The organism is Microbacterium schleiferi, assembly GCF_015565955.1.
Taxonomy (GTDB): Bacteria; Actinomycetota; Actinomycetes; order Actinomycetales; family Microbacteriaceae; genus Microbacterium; species Microbacterium schleiferi_A.
Window position 1 is genome coordinate 202,530 of record NZ_CP064760.1, and the last position, 13,462, is coordinate 215,991.

A 13,462-nucleotide genomic window follows, 5' to 3' on the forward strand; every position below is an offset into this window, starting at 1 on the left:
CTGGTGCGCTCAGAGCGTGTTGGGTCCTTCGCCTTCGCCCTGCGTGCGGGTCTCGCCCTCGTGGTGGTCGAAACGCTCGGCGGCTTCGGTGATCAAGCGCTCTGCCTCGGCAGCATCGGCCCAGTCGTCGACCTTGACCCACTTGCCGGGCTCGAGGTCCTTGTAGTGCTCGAAGAAGTGCGCGATCTCCTTCTTCGTGTAGTCGGGGATGTCCGCGACATCCTGGATGTGATCCCACCGCGGATCCTTCGCGAGGACCGCCACGACCTTGTCGTCGCCACCGGCCTCGTCGCTCATTTTGAGGACGCCGACGGGGCGCACCTTGGCGAGGATGCCGGGGTAGAGGTCACGGTCGAGCAGGACGAGCACATCCAGCGGGTCGCCGTCTTCGCCGAGGGTGTTCTCGAAGAAGCCGTAGTTCGCGGGGTAGCCGAACACGGTGTAAAGGATGCGGTCGAGGAAGACGCGGCCGGTGCCGTGGTCGACCTCGTACTTCACGCGGCTGCCACGGGGGATCTCGATGACGGCGTCGTACGCGCCCATGCTGCTGCTCCTTTTTCGGTGACGGATGCCGCGACCAGCCTAGTGCGCCGGGTTCCCCCGCCCGAGTCGGTCTCCCTGGCGCCGGTAACTCCTCGGATCTGGTCCGATTCGCGCCTGACGGGGCTGCGGGGCCGGCGCGGCGGCCGGGTTTTGAGGAGTTAGCGGCAGTCTCGGCGGGTAGAGCCGAGGTGTGGCCGCCCGGGCTGAGCCGCACGCGCCGGATCCCCGACCCTCGCCGTGCGCCCGTAACTCCTGCAGAATCTGGCGGTTCGGGGTCGAGCGAGACCAATGACCGAGAGATTGCAGGAGTTAGCAACGACGCCGGGCCGGTAGCGTGGCGGCGTGGAGGTTCGACCAGGCCTGGATCCCGCCGTCGCGGAGGTGCGGCGGGCGGTGCGCGCCGCGCTCGCGGGCCTTCCCGAGGGCGCGACGATCGTCGCGGCGCTCTCGGGCGGAGCTGACTCGTTGGCCCTCACATCGGCAACGGCCTTCGAGGCGCCCAAGCGCGGGATCACTGTGCTCGCGGTCACCGTCGACCACCGGCTCCAGGAGGGATCGGCTGAGGTCGCTGCCGCCGCCGCTGCCGCCGCGGAGGCACTCGGACTGGCCGCGCGGGTTGTGCCGGTCGCGGTACAGGCTGGCGCCGGGCCGGAGGCCGCGGCGCGCGACGCACGGTACGAGGCCCTCGACGCGGTCGCCCGGGAGGTTGGCGCCACCGCCATTCTCGTCGGCCACACCCTTGACGATCAGGCAGAGACGGTGCTGTTGGGACTCGCCCGCGGGTCGGGTGCCGCAAGCCTGCAGGGCATGGCTCCGATCACCGAGCGGGGCGACGGATGCCGCATCCTGCGCCCCCTGCTCGACGTGAGGCGGGAAACGACCCGTGCCGCCTGCGTGGCAGAAGGCCTCCAGCCGTGGGATGACCCCCACAACACCGACGCGCGGTACGCCCGGGTGCGGGTGCGCGAGCGGGTGCTGCCGACCCTTGAGCAAGAACTCGGCCCCGGCGTTGCTGAGGCGCTTGCGCGCACGGCAGCGCAGTTGCGCGAGGACGCGGAAGCCTTCGCCGAGATGATCGACGAGATCATCGAGGACGTCGTCGAACATGCCGAAGCGGGAATCTCCTTGTCGGTCGGCGCGCTCGCCGCCAGCCCTGCGGCCCTGAGGCATCGCCTCATCCGTCACGTTGTGGCCGCGGAGTTCGGGCAGAGTCTCACGCGCTCGCAGACCCTCGATGTCGCGCGGCTCGTGACCGACTGGCGGGGGCAGGGTCCGATCGATCTCCCCGGATGCCGCGCCGCCCGCGTGGGCGGTCGGATCGAGTTCACCGCGCGCTAGCTGTCGGCCTACACTCGGAGGCATGCGTGCCGAGGAGGTCCAGTCCGACATCACCCGAGTGCTTGTCACGGAGGAGCAGATCCAGGCGAAGCTCGACGAGATCGCCGCGCAGGTCACGGCGGACTACGACGGCAAAGAACTGCTGCTCGTCGGTGTGCTCAAGGGCGCCGTCATGGTCATGGCCGACTTCGCTCGCGCCCTGCCGACCCACATGACGATGGACTGGATGGCGGTCTCGTCCTATGGCACCGGTACGCGCTCGAGCGGTGTCGTCCAGATCCGGAAAGACCTCGACACCGACCTGCACGGCAAGCACGTGCTCATCGTCGAGGACATCATCGATTCGGGCCTGACGCTCAGCTGGCTGCTTACGAACTTCGCGTCGCGGGGAGCGGCATCCGTCGAGGTGTTCGCGCTGTTTCGCAAGCCGGATGCTGCCAAGGTCGAGGTGGACTGCCGGTACATCGGTTTCGACATCCCGAACGAGTTCGTCGTCGGCTACGGACTCGACTATGCCGAGAAGTACCGAAACCTGCGGGACGTCGCGATCCTCGCCCCCCACGTCTACAGCTGACCGGTTCCGGGTACGCCGTGGGCGAATGCTCAGTCGTGGCATAGCAAGCCCGCGATAACCTGTCTGCACCGTTTCGCGTTCCCGCGCGGTTCGGCGCCAGATCGACGGAGGGACCGGGTTCGCCCCGAACCATGGATTTCAAGAAGCTCACACGCAACCCGCTGCTGTACGTCGCGCTCATCGCGGTGTTCCTCATCATCGGCTTCACGCTCATCTCGAGCCTCGGCGGCGCGAAGCAGATCACGACGCAGCAGGGCCTCGACCTTCTCGCGGGGAACACCGTCACCGAGGTTGTGAACACCGACGGCGATCAGCGCGTCGACATGAAGCTGTCGACGGAGTACGAAGGCGCCACCGACGTTCAGTTCTATTACGTGACCGCGCGCGCCGAAGAGGTCGTCAACGCGATCGACGCGGCCAACCCCGCCGACGGCTACAACGACGTCGTGCCCCGCGCGACCTGGTTCGACGGCTTCCTGTCCCTGTTCCTGCCGATCCTGCTGCTGGGCGTGCTGTTCTGGTTCCTCCTCTCCTCTGCGCAGGGTGGCGGCAGCAAGGTCATGCAGTTCGGCCGCTCTCGGGCGAAGCTCGTCTCGAAAGAGAGCCCGACGGTCACCTTCGAGGATGTCGCCGGTTCGGATGAAGCGATCGAAGAGCTGCAGGAGATCAAGGACTTCTTGAAGGAGCCCGCGAAGTTCCAGGCCGTCGGTGCCCGCATCCCCAAGGGCGTGCTGCTCTATGGCCCTCCCGGAACCGGCAAGACGCTGCTGGCCCGCGCCGTCGCCGGCGAGGCCGGTGTGCCCTTCTACTCGATCTCGGGTTCGGACTTCGTCGAGATGTTCGTGGGGGTCGGCGCGAGCCGGGTACGCGACCTGTTCAACCAGGCCAAGGAAAGCGCACCGGCGATCATCTTCATCGACGAGATCGACGCCGTCGGTCGTCACCGTGGCGCCGGTATGGGCGGCGGGCATGACGAGCGCGAGCAGACGCTCAACCAGATGCTCGTCGAGATGGACGGATTCGACCCGAAGGCCAACGTCATCGTCATCGCGGCGACCAACCGTCCCGACATCCTCGACCCGGCGCTCCTGCGCCCCGGCCGCTTTGATCGCCAGATCGGTGTGGATGCTCCCGACCTCCAGGGTCGCAAGCGCATCCTCGAGGTGCACGGCCGCGGCAAGCCCCTTGCCGATGGCGTGGACCTCGAGGTCGTCGCCCGCAAGACCCCCGGGTTCACGGGCGCGGATCTTGCCAACGTCCTGAACGAAGCGGCACTCCTCACGGCCCGCTCGAACGCACAGTTGATCGACAACCGCGCGCTGGACGAGGCGATCGACCGTGTTCTGGCGGGTCCTCAGCGACGTACGCGGATCATGAAGGACAAGGAAAAGCTCATCACGGCGTACCACGAGGGCGGACACGCCCTGGCGGCGGCAGCGATGAACTACACCGATCCGGTGACCAAGATCACGATCCTGCCGCGTGGGCGAGCCCTGGGTTACACGATGGTCATGCCGCTCGATGACAAGTACTCGATTACGCGCAACGAGCTGCAGGACCAGCTGGCCTACTCCATGGGTGGCCGCGTCGCCGAAGAGATCGTCTTCCACGACCCGACCACCGGTGCCTCCAACGACATCGAGAAGGCGACGAGCATCGCCCGCAAGATGGTCACCGAATACGGCATGACCACGGATGTCGGCCCCGTCAAGCTCGGCCAGAGCTCCGGCGAGGTGTTCATGGGACGTGACATGGGGCACGGCCGTGACTACTCCGAGCGCATCGCCGAGCGGGTGGATGCCGAGGTCCGGGCCCTCATCGAGCAGGCCCACAACGAGGCGTACCAGGTCATCAACGACAACCGCGACATCCTCGACAAGCTCGCACTCGAGCTGCTCGAAAAGGAGACCCTCGACCACCTCGAGATCGAAGAGATCTTCAAAGAGGTCAAGAAGCTTCCCGAGCGTCCGCAGTGGCTCTCGAGCGAGCAGCGTCCGGTGTCGGTGCTGCCTCCGGTCGAGGTTCCGCGTCGCCCCGAGCCGGCCGGTGTCGCTGCGTCGACGGAGGCCGACTCGGGCTCTGCCGAGAAGGCGCCGCGTCGTCGGCCGACCGGGCAGGCGCGTCCCGCAACCGCGTAGGCTCGCCTGGTGGCCGTTGATCGTGAACGCGTCGCCGCACTGGTGCGCGAACTGCTCGAGGCGATCGGGGAAGACCCTGATCGCCCGGGTCTCAAGCTGACCCCCGAAAGGGTCGCGGATGCCTATTCGGAGTTCTTCGGGGGCATCGGTGAGGACCCCGCTGCGCCGCTAGCACACACGATCTCGATCTCGCGGGGCCCGGCGCCCGAGACCCTGCCCTCGGGCGCGGTCATGCTGCGCGACATCCTGTTCCGCTCCGTCTGCGAACACCACCTACTGCCCTTCCGGGGTCACGCCCACATCGCCTATCTCCCCGGTGAGAAGGTCGTCGGGCTTGGTGCGCTCCCCAAGGTCGTCGACGTGCTTGCCGCGCGCCCGCAGGTGCAGGAGCGCCTGGCCGAGCAGATCGCCGACACCATCTCCGAAGCGCTCGATGCCCGCGGGGTGCTCGTCGTGCTCGACGCGACACACGAGTGCGTCACGATGCGCGGGGGACGGCAAACTGACGCATCGACCGTCACGATCGCTGCTCGTGGGGCGTATGAAGAGCCGGTCGCCCGCGCCGAGCTCATCGCGCTGATCGGAGCGAGCTGACATGTCGACGCTCGTCATGGGGGTCGTCAACGTCACGACTGACTCGTTCAGCGACGGCGGTCGCTACCTCGATACCGGGGCGGCGATCTCGCACGGTCTGGCCCTGTGGGCGGCGGGTGCCGACATCCTCGATGTCGGGGGAGAGTCGACCCGCCCGGGCGCTGAGCGGGTTGATCCGTCGATCGAACGCGACAGGGTCGTGCCCGTCATCCGTGCCCTCGCCCAGCGCGGCGCGTGGATCAGCATCGACACCATGAACGCGTCGACCGCCGTGGCTGCTGTCGATTCCGGCGCGCGGATCGTCAACGACGTCTCGGGCGGTCTCGCGGATGCCGCGATGCTCCCGGCCGTCGCCGAGACGGATGCCGAGATCATCCTCGGGCACTGGCGCGGGCCGTCTCGCGAGATGTATGCCCCGGCGCAATACGCGGATGTCGCCGCAGAGGTGACGGCCGAACTCGCGGAGCGCGTGGCTGCCGCTCGCGCCGCCGGAATCGGCGCCGACCGCATCATCGTCGACCCGGGGATCGGCTTCGGGAAACGCCCGGAACAGAACTGGGACGTGCTGCGCGATCTGCCGCAGCTCGTCGCGGCGGGGCAGCGGGTGCTGCTCGGCACGAGCCGCAAGCGGTTCCTCGCCGAGGCGCTGGCCGAAGCATCCGTCGACGCCGAGCGTCGTTTCGCGGAGCGCACGGGAGCCCCAGCGACGCGGATGCCGGGGGAGGATTCCCCCGGCGACGCAGGCGGCACTGTCGCCGGTGCGGTCAGCGAGACTCGGCGCGACGCGGCGACAGCTGTCACCAGCGCCCTGGCGGCGCTGGCTGGAGTCTGGGGTGTGCGGGTCCACGACGTGGCGGCGACCCGCGACGCCCTGCGGATCGCCGAGCTGTGGGGAGGTCACGATGCAGCAGCTCGATGAGATCCGCCTCGAGGGACTTCGCGTCTTCGGTCACCATGGCGTCTTCGATCACGAGCGCGAAGACGGCCAGGACTTCGTGATCGACCTTGGCCTCAGCGTCCGCGCCGCGCGCGCCGCCCAAACTGACGACGTCGTCGACACCGTTCACTATGGCGAGGTCGCCGACGCTGTCGCCCAGATCGTCGCCGGCGACCCTGTCAACCTCATCGAGACGCTCGCCGAGCGCATCGCGGACCGCGTGCTCACCTTCCCCGGCGTGCTCGTCGTTCGGGTCACGGTTCACAAGCCGCAGGCACCGATCCAGCAGCAATTCGCCGACGTCTCGGTGACCATCACGCGGACACGCGCGGAGGACGGCTCGTGAATCGGCGTCTCGCCGAGGGCATCACGGGCACTACCCCGACGGATGCCGCTTCCGCCGTTGACGCGGTGGTCGCGCTCGGCGCGAACCTCGGCGAGCGCAGGGACACCCTCGCGGCTGCGGCCGCCGACCTCGAACGGCTGCCGCTGGTGTCGGCAGTGCGGATGTCGAAGCCGATGGAGTCGGTCGCGGTCACGGTCGACGGCCCGGATCCCGAAGCGCCCGGCTACCTCAACGCCGTCGCGATCGTGACGACGCGCCTCGCACCGACCGTGCTGCTGAGCTATCTGCACGCCATCGAGGACCGACACGGACGGGTGCGGCGCGAACGGTGGGGCCACCGAACCCTGGATCTGGATCTCATCGCCTACGGTGACGTGGTCTGTGACACCCCGACGCTGACCCTTCCGCACCCCCGCGCCGCCGAGCGCGACTTCGTTCTCGCACCGTGGCTGAGCATCGATCCGGATGCCTCCCTCGCCGGTGCGGGACGCGTGGCCGACCTTCTCGACCGAATCCGGGCAGCCTCGTGAGGCGCACCGGTTCCGGCATCCTTCTGGTGACCGCCGCCATCGCCCTGGCCGGCGGCTTCCTGGTGAACCAGCTGCTCACCGCGACCGGGCGGTCGACCTTCACGCCGCTTGTCACGCTGCCGGTGCTGCTGATCGCGCTCGGTGCCATCGTGGTTGCCCTCGCTGTGCCGGTGTGGCGCGCCTCCCGCGGGCACACCCGCACCCCGATCAACCCGTTCCGCGCGCTGCGGATCGCGATGCTCGCCAAGGCCTCGAGCCTGCTCGGTGCGGCAGCCGTGGGATTCGCGGCGGGTTTGGTGGTTTTCCTCCTGACGCGGCCGGTCGTCCCGCCGTTAGGCTCGATGGCGACCCAGCTGACGACGCTGGGCGCTGGGCTCCTCTTGGTCGCGGCGGGGCTGGTGGCCGAATATCTGTGCACGATCCGGAAGGATGACGATGACGAACAGCCCGGAGGCATCGACCCCGGATTCGGAGCCCACGGCCCCTGAGGCATCCGCTGCTGCCCCTCACGCCGCCCCCGCTCACGACGCCGACGTTCACGCGGCCCCCATCCAGGACGCCCCCGTCCACGACAGCCCCGTTCACGACAGCCCCGTTCACGTGGCGGCTGAGCCGATCGATGACGAGGGCACGTTCTCGCAGATCCGGGAGCCGCGGTCCGAGAACCGGCTCCCGCTCGGCGATGGCACCTGGCACCAGCTCGCCCGACAGTACGTGTGGGTGCAGCTCATCTCGTCGGGCATCGTGTTTCTCCTCGTGCTCGGCGCCGCGCTCGCGATCTGGTTGATCGTCGGGGCGTGGTGGGTGTGGATCCCCGCAGGAATCGTGCTGGTGATCCTCGCGATCACGCTCGTGATCACGCCGCGTCAGGCGCGCGCGTACGGCTACCAGTTGCGGGACGACGACCTGGTCTTCCGCAAGGGCATCCTCTGGCAGCGCGTCGTCGCGGTGCCCTACGGGCGTATGCAACTCGTCGACATCACCCACGGGCCGCTCGATCGCGGGTTCGGCATCGCTCAGCTCAAGCTCGTCACCGCCGCCGCCACCACCGGAGTCGCGATTCCCGGCCTCCGGCAAGCCGCCGCCGAACAGCTGCGCGACACCCTGATCGCGGTCGCCGAGACCCGACGGACCGGACTGTGACCGACGGCACCGTAACCCCGCCTCCCGCCGCGGAGGTGCGCTCGCCGTTGAGCGACGGCGAGTGGCACCGGATGCATCCCCTCACGCCCCTGTTCCGGGGTGGACTGGTGCTGGTCATCGTCGCGGGCGTCGTCATCGCGAACATGCGTGACCGGCTGATCGCGATCTTTCTCCCGTGGCTTGCGCCCGGCTTCGACGGGTCGATGCCCGGGGATCCCGTCGACTACGTGGTCTCGCACAACCTGATCCTGGTGGCGACGCTGGTCGTCCTGGCTGTCGTGATCGTGCTCGTCGGCCTCTTCTACCTCGGCTGGCGTTTCCACAGCTTTCGCATCACGGATGACGACGTCGAGGTGCGAACGGGAGTCGTGTTCCGCTCGCACCGGCGCGCACCCCTGGACCGGGTGCAGGGCGTGAACCTGACCCGCCCCACGATCGCCCGGCTGTTCGGCCTCGCCAAGCTCGAGGTCGTGGGAGCGGGTCTCGACGCGAACGTCAAGCTGGAATACCTGTCCACCGCCAACGCGGAGGCTGTGCGTTCCGACATCCTGCGCCTGGCCTCGGGACGTCAGCTTGCCGAACGCGGTGAGGCGGGTCGGCGAGCATCGGCATCCCAGACAGTGTCTGCCGGGATCACAGGACTGATCGCGGGGGCGGAGGCTCCCGTTGCCGAGCCGGAGTCCGTCGTCTCGATTCCCGTCGGGAGGCTGGTTGCGTCGCAGACCCTGTCGGGAACGACGATCTTTCTGGTCGCGGCGATCGCCGCGATCGTGACCGGCGCAGTGACCACGACCGGTTGGGTGCTGTTCGCGGTCGTTCCGGCGGTCCTGGGCTTCGGTGCCTACTGGATCCGCTCGATCACGCGGTCGCTGCGATACTCGATCGCCCCGACGCCCAGCGGCGTGCGGATCACGTATGGCCTGCTGACGACGGTCACCGAGATCATCCCGCCGGGACGCATCCACGCCGTCGAGGTCACGCAGCCGCTGATGTGGCGGCCGTTCGGCTGGTGGGCCATTCGCATCAACCGGTTGTCGGGTCGCAGCATGAGCGATGGTGCCAACGACCAGTTCGGCACCGTGCTGCCGGTGGGTGACCGCGCCGATGTCGAGCGGGTGTTGCGGCTCATCCTCCCCACCATCGACCAGGCCGACTGGCCGATGATCGTCGAGAATGGCGCTCTCGGCCCCGTGCCCGACGACCCCTACACGACCACGCCCCGGCGGGCGCGACTGCTTCGGCTGTTGTCGTGGCGCCGCAACGGATTCTGGCTCGGAACTGACGCGCTCTTCCTGCGTCGGGGTCGGATCTGGCGGACGCTTGCCGTCGTGCCGCTGGCACGGATGCAGAGCCTCGAAGTAAGTCAGGGTCCGATCGACCGCGCACTGCGGGTCGCGAACATCCGCGCGCACACGGTGGTCGGTCGCGTGTCGGGCAGCCTCGGCATCCTCGACCGGGACGACGCCCTACGCCTGTTCGAGGAGGGCGAGCGCGCCGCGATCGGCGCCGTCGCAGCCGACCGCTCCCACCGCTGGGCGGGAGCGGAGTGAGCGACCGGCTCCGCGTCGGGATCGTCGGCGCCGGCAGGGTCGGCCCCGTGATCGGTGCGGCACTGGCGGGCGCAGGCCACGCGATCGAGGCGATCACCCGCGGGTCGGACGAGGATCGGATCGGCGCGATCCTCCTGGGTGTTCCGACGCGCGATCCGCAGGATGTCGTTCGGGACAGCCAGCTCGTCGTGATCGCCGTCCCCCACGATCAGCTCGAGGGCCTGGTCGCGGGACTCGCCGAGTTGGAGGCGTGGCAGCCGGGCCAGCTCGTGGTGCACACGGATCCGGCCTTCGGCACCGATGTGCTGGCACCGGCGATGGCGCGCGGCGCGATTCCCCTCGCCATCCATCCGGCGATCGCCTTCACGGGGACATCCATCGACCTCCGGGCGTTGATCGGCGCGTACGCCGCCGTCACCGCTCCCGCGCCGGTCATGCCGATCGCGCAGGCGTTGGCGGTCGAGCTGGGCTGCGAACCGATCGTCGTCGCTGAAGCCGATCGGCCGGCCTACGCGGAAGGGATCGGCATCGCGACCGACTTCTCGCGCTCCATCATCCGTCAGGCCACCGACCTGCTGCGTTCGGCCGGTGTCGTCGAGCCCGGGCGCTATCTCGCGGCGCTCATGCACACGACCGTGGACCACGCGCTCGCCGAGGCGGGGACCAGCGAGATCCGCCCGCCCGTCGACTGAGGGATGCCGGTCCGCCAACGGACCCACGGCGGCCCGCGGATAGACTGGGCGACGATTTTCAAGGAGCCCCCCTCATGACCGAGACCCCTGCCGCCGTGCCCGCGGACGCCACCCCCGAAGCATCCGAGGATGACGTCTTCGAGCAGAAGGCGGTCCGGTTGGCCAAGCGCGAGCGGTTGCTGGCGGAGCGTACGGACGCCGCGGGCGGCGCCTACCCGGTGAGCGTGCCGGTCACCGCCTCGATCGCCGAGGTCCGCGAGCGTTTTGCTCACCTCGAGGCCGGGGACGAGACGGGGGAGACCGTCTCGGTAGCCGGCCGGGTCGTGTTCAGCCGCAACACGGGAAAACTGTGCTTCGCCGCGCTGCAGGCCGGCGACGGCAGTCGCATTCAGGCGATGGTGTCCCTCGCCGCCGTCGGTGAGGAGTCTCTGCAGCGGTGGAAGGAGATCGTCGACCTGGGCGACCACGTCGCGGTGACGGGTGAGGTCATCTCGAGCCGCCGGGGCGAGCTGTCGATCATGGTGTCCGAATGGACCATTGCGGCCAAGGCCCTGCTGCCGCTGCCGAACCTGTACGCGGAGCTGAGCGAGGAAAGCCGCGTCCGCAGCCGCTTCCTGGACCTCATCGCGCGCGATCAGGCGCGCCAGACCGTCCTGGCGCGCGCCGGGGTCAACCGGAGCCTGCGCGACACATTCGCCGAGCACGGGTTCGTTGAGGTCGAGACGCCCATGTTGCAGGTGCAGCACGGCGGGGCATCCGCGCGCCCGTTCGTCACCCACTCGAACGCCTTCGATACCGAGCTGTACCTGCGGATCGCGCCTGAGCTGTTCCTCAAGCGCGCCGTCGTCGGCGGCATCGATCGCGTCTTCGAGATCAACCGCAACTTCCGCAATGAGGGCGCCGACTCGACCCACAGCCCCGAGTTCGCGATGCTCGAGGCCTACCAGGCCTACAGCGACTACAACGGCATCGCCGACCTCACGCAAGAGCTCATTCAGAACGCTGCGGTCGCCGTGACGGGGTCGACCGAAGTGACGTGGGCCGACGGTACTGCCTACGACCTCGGCGGGCAGTGGGAGCGGATGTCGATGTACGACTCGCTCAACGACGCTCTCGCGGCCGCGGGAGAGGGCTCGGATGCTGCGCCGCGCATCGACGCGACGACACCGCTCGCGGAGCTGACCGCGATCGCGGAGCGCTTCGGCGTCGACGTCCCCGCACACCCGATTCCCGGCAAGCTCGTCGAGGAGCTGTGGGAGCACTTCGTCAAGCCGACCCTCGTGCGCCCCACGTTCGTCATGGACTTCCCGCTGGACACCAGCCCGCTCGTGCGGGAGCACCGCTCGATCCCGGGGGTCGTGGAGAAGTGGGACCTGTACGTTCGCGGCTTCGAACTCGCGACCGGATACTCGGAGCTGGTCGACCCGGTCATTCAGCGGCAGCGTTTCGAAGAGCAAGCCAAGCTCGCCGCTCGCGGTGATGACGAGGCGATGCGGATCGACGAGGAGTTCCTGCGTGCCCTTGAGCACGGGATGCCCCCCACGGGCGGCATGGGGATGGGCATTGACCGCCTGCTCATGGCGATCACGGGCCTCGGCATCCGGGAGACCATTCTCTTCCCGCTGGTGAAGTAGGGCGGCGAGCGCGGGTCACACCGCGGACGAGCCCAGCCGGAACGCCCAGTCGGGCAGGTGGCCGGCGCCGACGAACGAGCGCACGATCTCGGCGAGCCCGTGCTCGGGTTCGATCTGCGTCGCCTGCTGGGCGAAGAGGTCGGCGTGCGTCGACCGGCCGAGCGCCCACGAGAACCACGCAGCCACCGCGAGCGGGCCCGGGCGCCAGGATGCCGGAACCGCGCTCGCGACGTGCCGAGCCAGCACGAGCGCGCGTCCGAGCCTCTCCGGCGATGGCCTTGCACCCTCGCCCCACAGCCGCATGGCGATCTCGCTCGGATATTCGTCGCCGTCTTCCCAGCGCGCCTGCGCCTGAGCCGCCTCATCACCGGCATCGATCCCGTCGACCCAGCAGATCAGCGCGATGTCGCGCAGCGACGGTCGTCCGAGCGCCCAGGCCGCCACGGCGATCTCGAACGGCTCGAGCGTTGCGGCATCCGCGCTCAGGAGCCGCTCCACGAAGGCCGGCAGGTCATCGAGGAGGCAGGTTGCAGCGAAGGCTCTGGGATCGATCCGCGCTGTATCTCCCGCCGGATGTGCCGCGTCGGTGAGGACGAGCGCGCGGATGGCTGCATCGAGCGATTCGCACGCTGCCTCGACGGCGCCCGATCTGGCGGCATCCAGGGGGAGGAGCTCGGCGCCCGCGAACTGGTCGGCCTCGGGCGTCGGGGCACCGTCGATACCGGGCGGCAGGTCGTCTGCCGTCGGCACCGTTCCCGAACCCGACGTTGCGTATGAGCCCCACCGCTGACCGGAAACCCAGAGCGCCTCGACGATCCGCACCCCGCACGCCTCGGCTCGGCGCTCGACACCCGCGACGAGGGCGCGAGCCGGAGCATCCGTCTCACCGTAAACAACGACCGCGCAGCCATCGGCCTCGGGTACCCGGCACACCAGTCCGATCATCGTCGCCGCGATCTCATCCGCGCGATCCTCGTCGGGCGGGAGATCCAGGCGCAGGGCACCGCGGCTGCGACCGCGCCGGAACGGCACCAGCACGACACTGCGTTGGGGAACGAACCCGAGCAGTCGCGGAACGACGGTGAGGAACTCGGCGGGCGAGGTTGCGTGGATGATCGGAGTCATGGGGTCGAGCATGCGGTCCATGCCGCGACGGGCCGCCGGGAGTGCATCCGAACGGGGATAGGTCGCCGTGGGCGCGACCTGGGGAGAGAGGGCCGCGTATCCTGGAGGGGTGGACAGCTTCTGGGTAGCAGCGTTGTGGGCGATCCTGCCCACCATCGTGGTGTCAGGTCTGTTCTTCTGGGTTCTGCGCAGCATCATCCGTGCCGATCGCAACGAGCGTCGCGAGTACGCGCGCATCGACGCCGAGGAACGCGCGGCGCGCGGGCTGCCCCCGGCGGCGCCCGCGACCGAGCAGTAGCGCCACTTCCCACTACGCTG

At 69.0% G+C, this 13,462-nt stretch carries 15 protein-coding genes; 13 read left to right on the forward strand and 2 right to left on the reverse strand.

Features of this window, described 5'->3' with window-relative positions; genetic code table 11:
• Positions 1-9: 9 nt before the first annotated feature.
• Positions 10-543, reverse strand: coding sequence for an inorganic diphosphatase (ppa, locus tag IT882_RS01015; protein ID WP_195692794.1), 534 nt, complete (start codon positions 541-543; stop codon positions 10-12).
• A gap of 342 nt (positions 544-885) precedes the next feature.
• On the opposite strand from ppa, the gene tilS reads away from it, so the two are divergent.
• The 12 genes from tilS to lysS all read left to right on the forward strand — a co-directional run bounded on the left by tilS (position 886) and on the right by lysS (position 12,019).
• Positions 886-1,881 (forward strand): tRNA lysidine(34) synthetase TilS, encoded by a 996-nt coding sequence (gene tilS, locus IT882_RS01020; RefSeq protein ID WP_195692795.1) that lies wholly within the window; start codon positions 886-888, stop codon positions 1,879-1,881.
• Positions 1,882-1,903: 22 nt separating this feature from the next.
• On the forward strand, positions 1,904-2,455 hold the full coding sequence (gene hpt, locus IT882_RS01025; protein ID WP_195692796.1) for a hypoxanthine phosphoribosyltransferase: 552 nt from the start codon (positions 1,904-1,906) through the stop codon (positions 2,453-2,455).
• Positions 2,456-2,586: 131 nt separating this feature from the next.
• Entirely contained in the window at positions 2,587-4,593 is a 2,007-nt protein-coding gene (gene ftsH, locus IT882_RS01030) for an ATP-dependent zinc metalloprotease FtsH (protein ID WP_195692797.1), read from the forward strand.
• Between the two features lie 9 nt (positions 4,594-4,602).
• Complete coding sequence (folE, locus tag IT882_RS01035) at positions 4,603-5,187, forward strand: GTP cyclohydrolase I (protein WP_195692798.1); 585 nt, start codon at positions 4,603-4,605, stop codon at positions 5,185-5,187.
• 1 nt (position 5,188) lies between these two features.
• A complete protein-coding gene (gene folP, locus IT882_RS01040) occupies positions 5,189-6,106 on the forward strand; it encodes a dihydropteroate synthase (RefSeq protein ID WP_195692799.1) in 918 nt (305 codons plus the stop codon).
• A complete protein-coding gene (folB, locus tag IT882_RS01045) occupies positions 6,090-6,470 on the forward strand; it encodes a dihydroneopterin aldolase (protein ID WP_195692800.1) in 381 nt (126 codons plus the stop codon). The genes folP and folB overlap by 17 nt, the downstream gene beginning before the upstream one ends.
• The gene (folK, locus tag IT882_RS01050) at positions 6,467-7,000 is read left to right on the forward strand and encodes a 2-amino-4-hydroxy-6-hydroxymethyldihydropteridine diphosphokinase (protein ID WP_195692801.1); all 534 of its coding nucleotides are present in this window, start codon (positions 6,467-6,469) and stop codon (positions 6,998-7,000) included. Before folB ends, folK begins: the two co-directional genes overlap by 4 nt.
• A complete protein-coding gene (locus tag IT882_RS01055; protein WP_195692802.1) occupies positions 6,997-7,488 on the forward strand; it encodes a DUF3180 domain-containing protein in 492 nt (163 codons plus the stop codon). The genes folK and IT882_RS01055 overlap by 4 nt, the downstream gene beginning before the upstream one ends.
• Before the next feature lie 61 nt (positions 7,489-7,549).
• A complete protein-coding gene (locus tag IT882_RS01060; RefSeq protein WP_418887801.1) occupies positions 7,550-8,143 on the forward strand; it encodes a PH domain-containing protein in 594 nt (197 codons plus the stop codon).
• Positions 8,140-9,693: a PH domain-containing protein gene (locus tag IT882_RS01065; RefSeq protein ID WP_229382217.1), complete on the forward strand. Its 1,554-nt coding sequence runs from the start codon at positions 8,140-8,142 to the stop codon at positions 9,691-9,693. Before IT882_RS01060 ends, IT882_RS01065 begins: the two co-directional genes overlap by 4 nt.
• A complete protein-coding gene (locus tag IT882_RS01070; protein WP_229382218.1) occupies positions 9,690-10,385 on the forward strand; it encodes a Rossmann-like and DUF2520 domain-containing protein in 696 nt (231 codons plus the stop codon). Before IT882_RS01065 ends, IT882_RS01070 begins: the two co-directional genes overlap by 4 nt.
• A gap of 74 nt (positions 10,386-10,459) precedes the next feature.
• On the forward strand, positions 10,460-12,019 hold the full coding sequence (lysS, locus tag IT882_RS01075; RefSeq protein WP_195692803.1) for a lysine--tRNA ligase: 1,560 nt from the start codon (positions 10,460-10,462) through the stop codon (positions 12,017-12,019).
• A gap of 15 nt (positions 12,020-12,034) precedes the next feature.
• Here lysS and IT882_RS01080 read toward each other — a convergent pair whose 3' ends face one another.
• Positions 12,035-13,144, reverse strand: a complete 1,110-nt coding sequence (locus IT882_RS01080) for a DUF4192 domain-containing protein (protein WP_195692804.1) — start codon at positions 13,142-13,144, stop codon at positions 12,035-12,037.
• A gap of 109 nt (positions 13,145-13,253) precedes the next feature.
• On the opposite strand from IT882_RS01080, the gene IT882_RS01085 reads away from it, so the two are divergent.
• Positions 13,254-13,442, forward strand: coding sequence for a hypothetical protein (locus tag IT882_RS01085; RefSeq protein ID WP_195692805.1), 189 nt, complete (start codon positions 13,254-13,256; stop codon positions 13,440-13,442).
• The last annotated feature ends 20 nt before the right edge of the window (positions 13,443-13,462 follow it).

Bases quoted from the DNA above. Each gene is read 5' to 3' on its own strand.
- ppa (WP_195692794.1), bottom strand. From the start codon at position 543: ATGGGCGCGTACGACGCCGTCATCGAGATCCCCCGTGGCAGCCGCGTG.
- hpt (WP_195692796.1), top strand. From the start codon at position 1,904: ATGCGTGCCGAGGAGGTCCAGTCCGACATCACCCGAGTGCTTGTCACG.
- ftsH (WP_195692797.1), top strand. From the start codon at position 2,587: ATGGATTTCAAGAAGCTCACACGCAACCCGCTGCTGTACGTCGCGCTC.
- folP (WP_195692799.1), top strand. From the start codon at position 5,189: ATGTCGACGCTCGTCATGGGGGTCGTCAACGTCACGACTGACTCGTTC.
- folB (WP_195692800.1), top strand. From the start codon at position 6,090: ATGCAGCAGCTCGATGAGATCCGCCTCGAGGGACTTCGCGTCTTCGGT.
- lysS (WP_195692803.1), top strand. From the start codon at position 10,460: ATGACCGAGACCCCTGCCGCCGTGCCCGCGGACGCCACCCCCGAAGCA.
- IT882_RS01080 (WP_195692804.1), bottom strand. From the start codon at position 13,144: ATGACTCCGATCATCCACGCAACCTCGCCCGCCGAGTTCCTCACCGTC.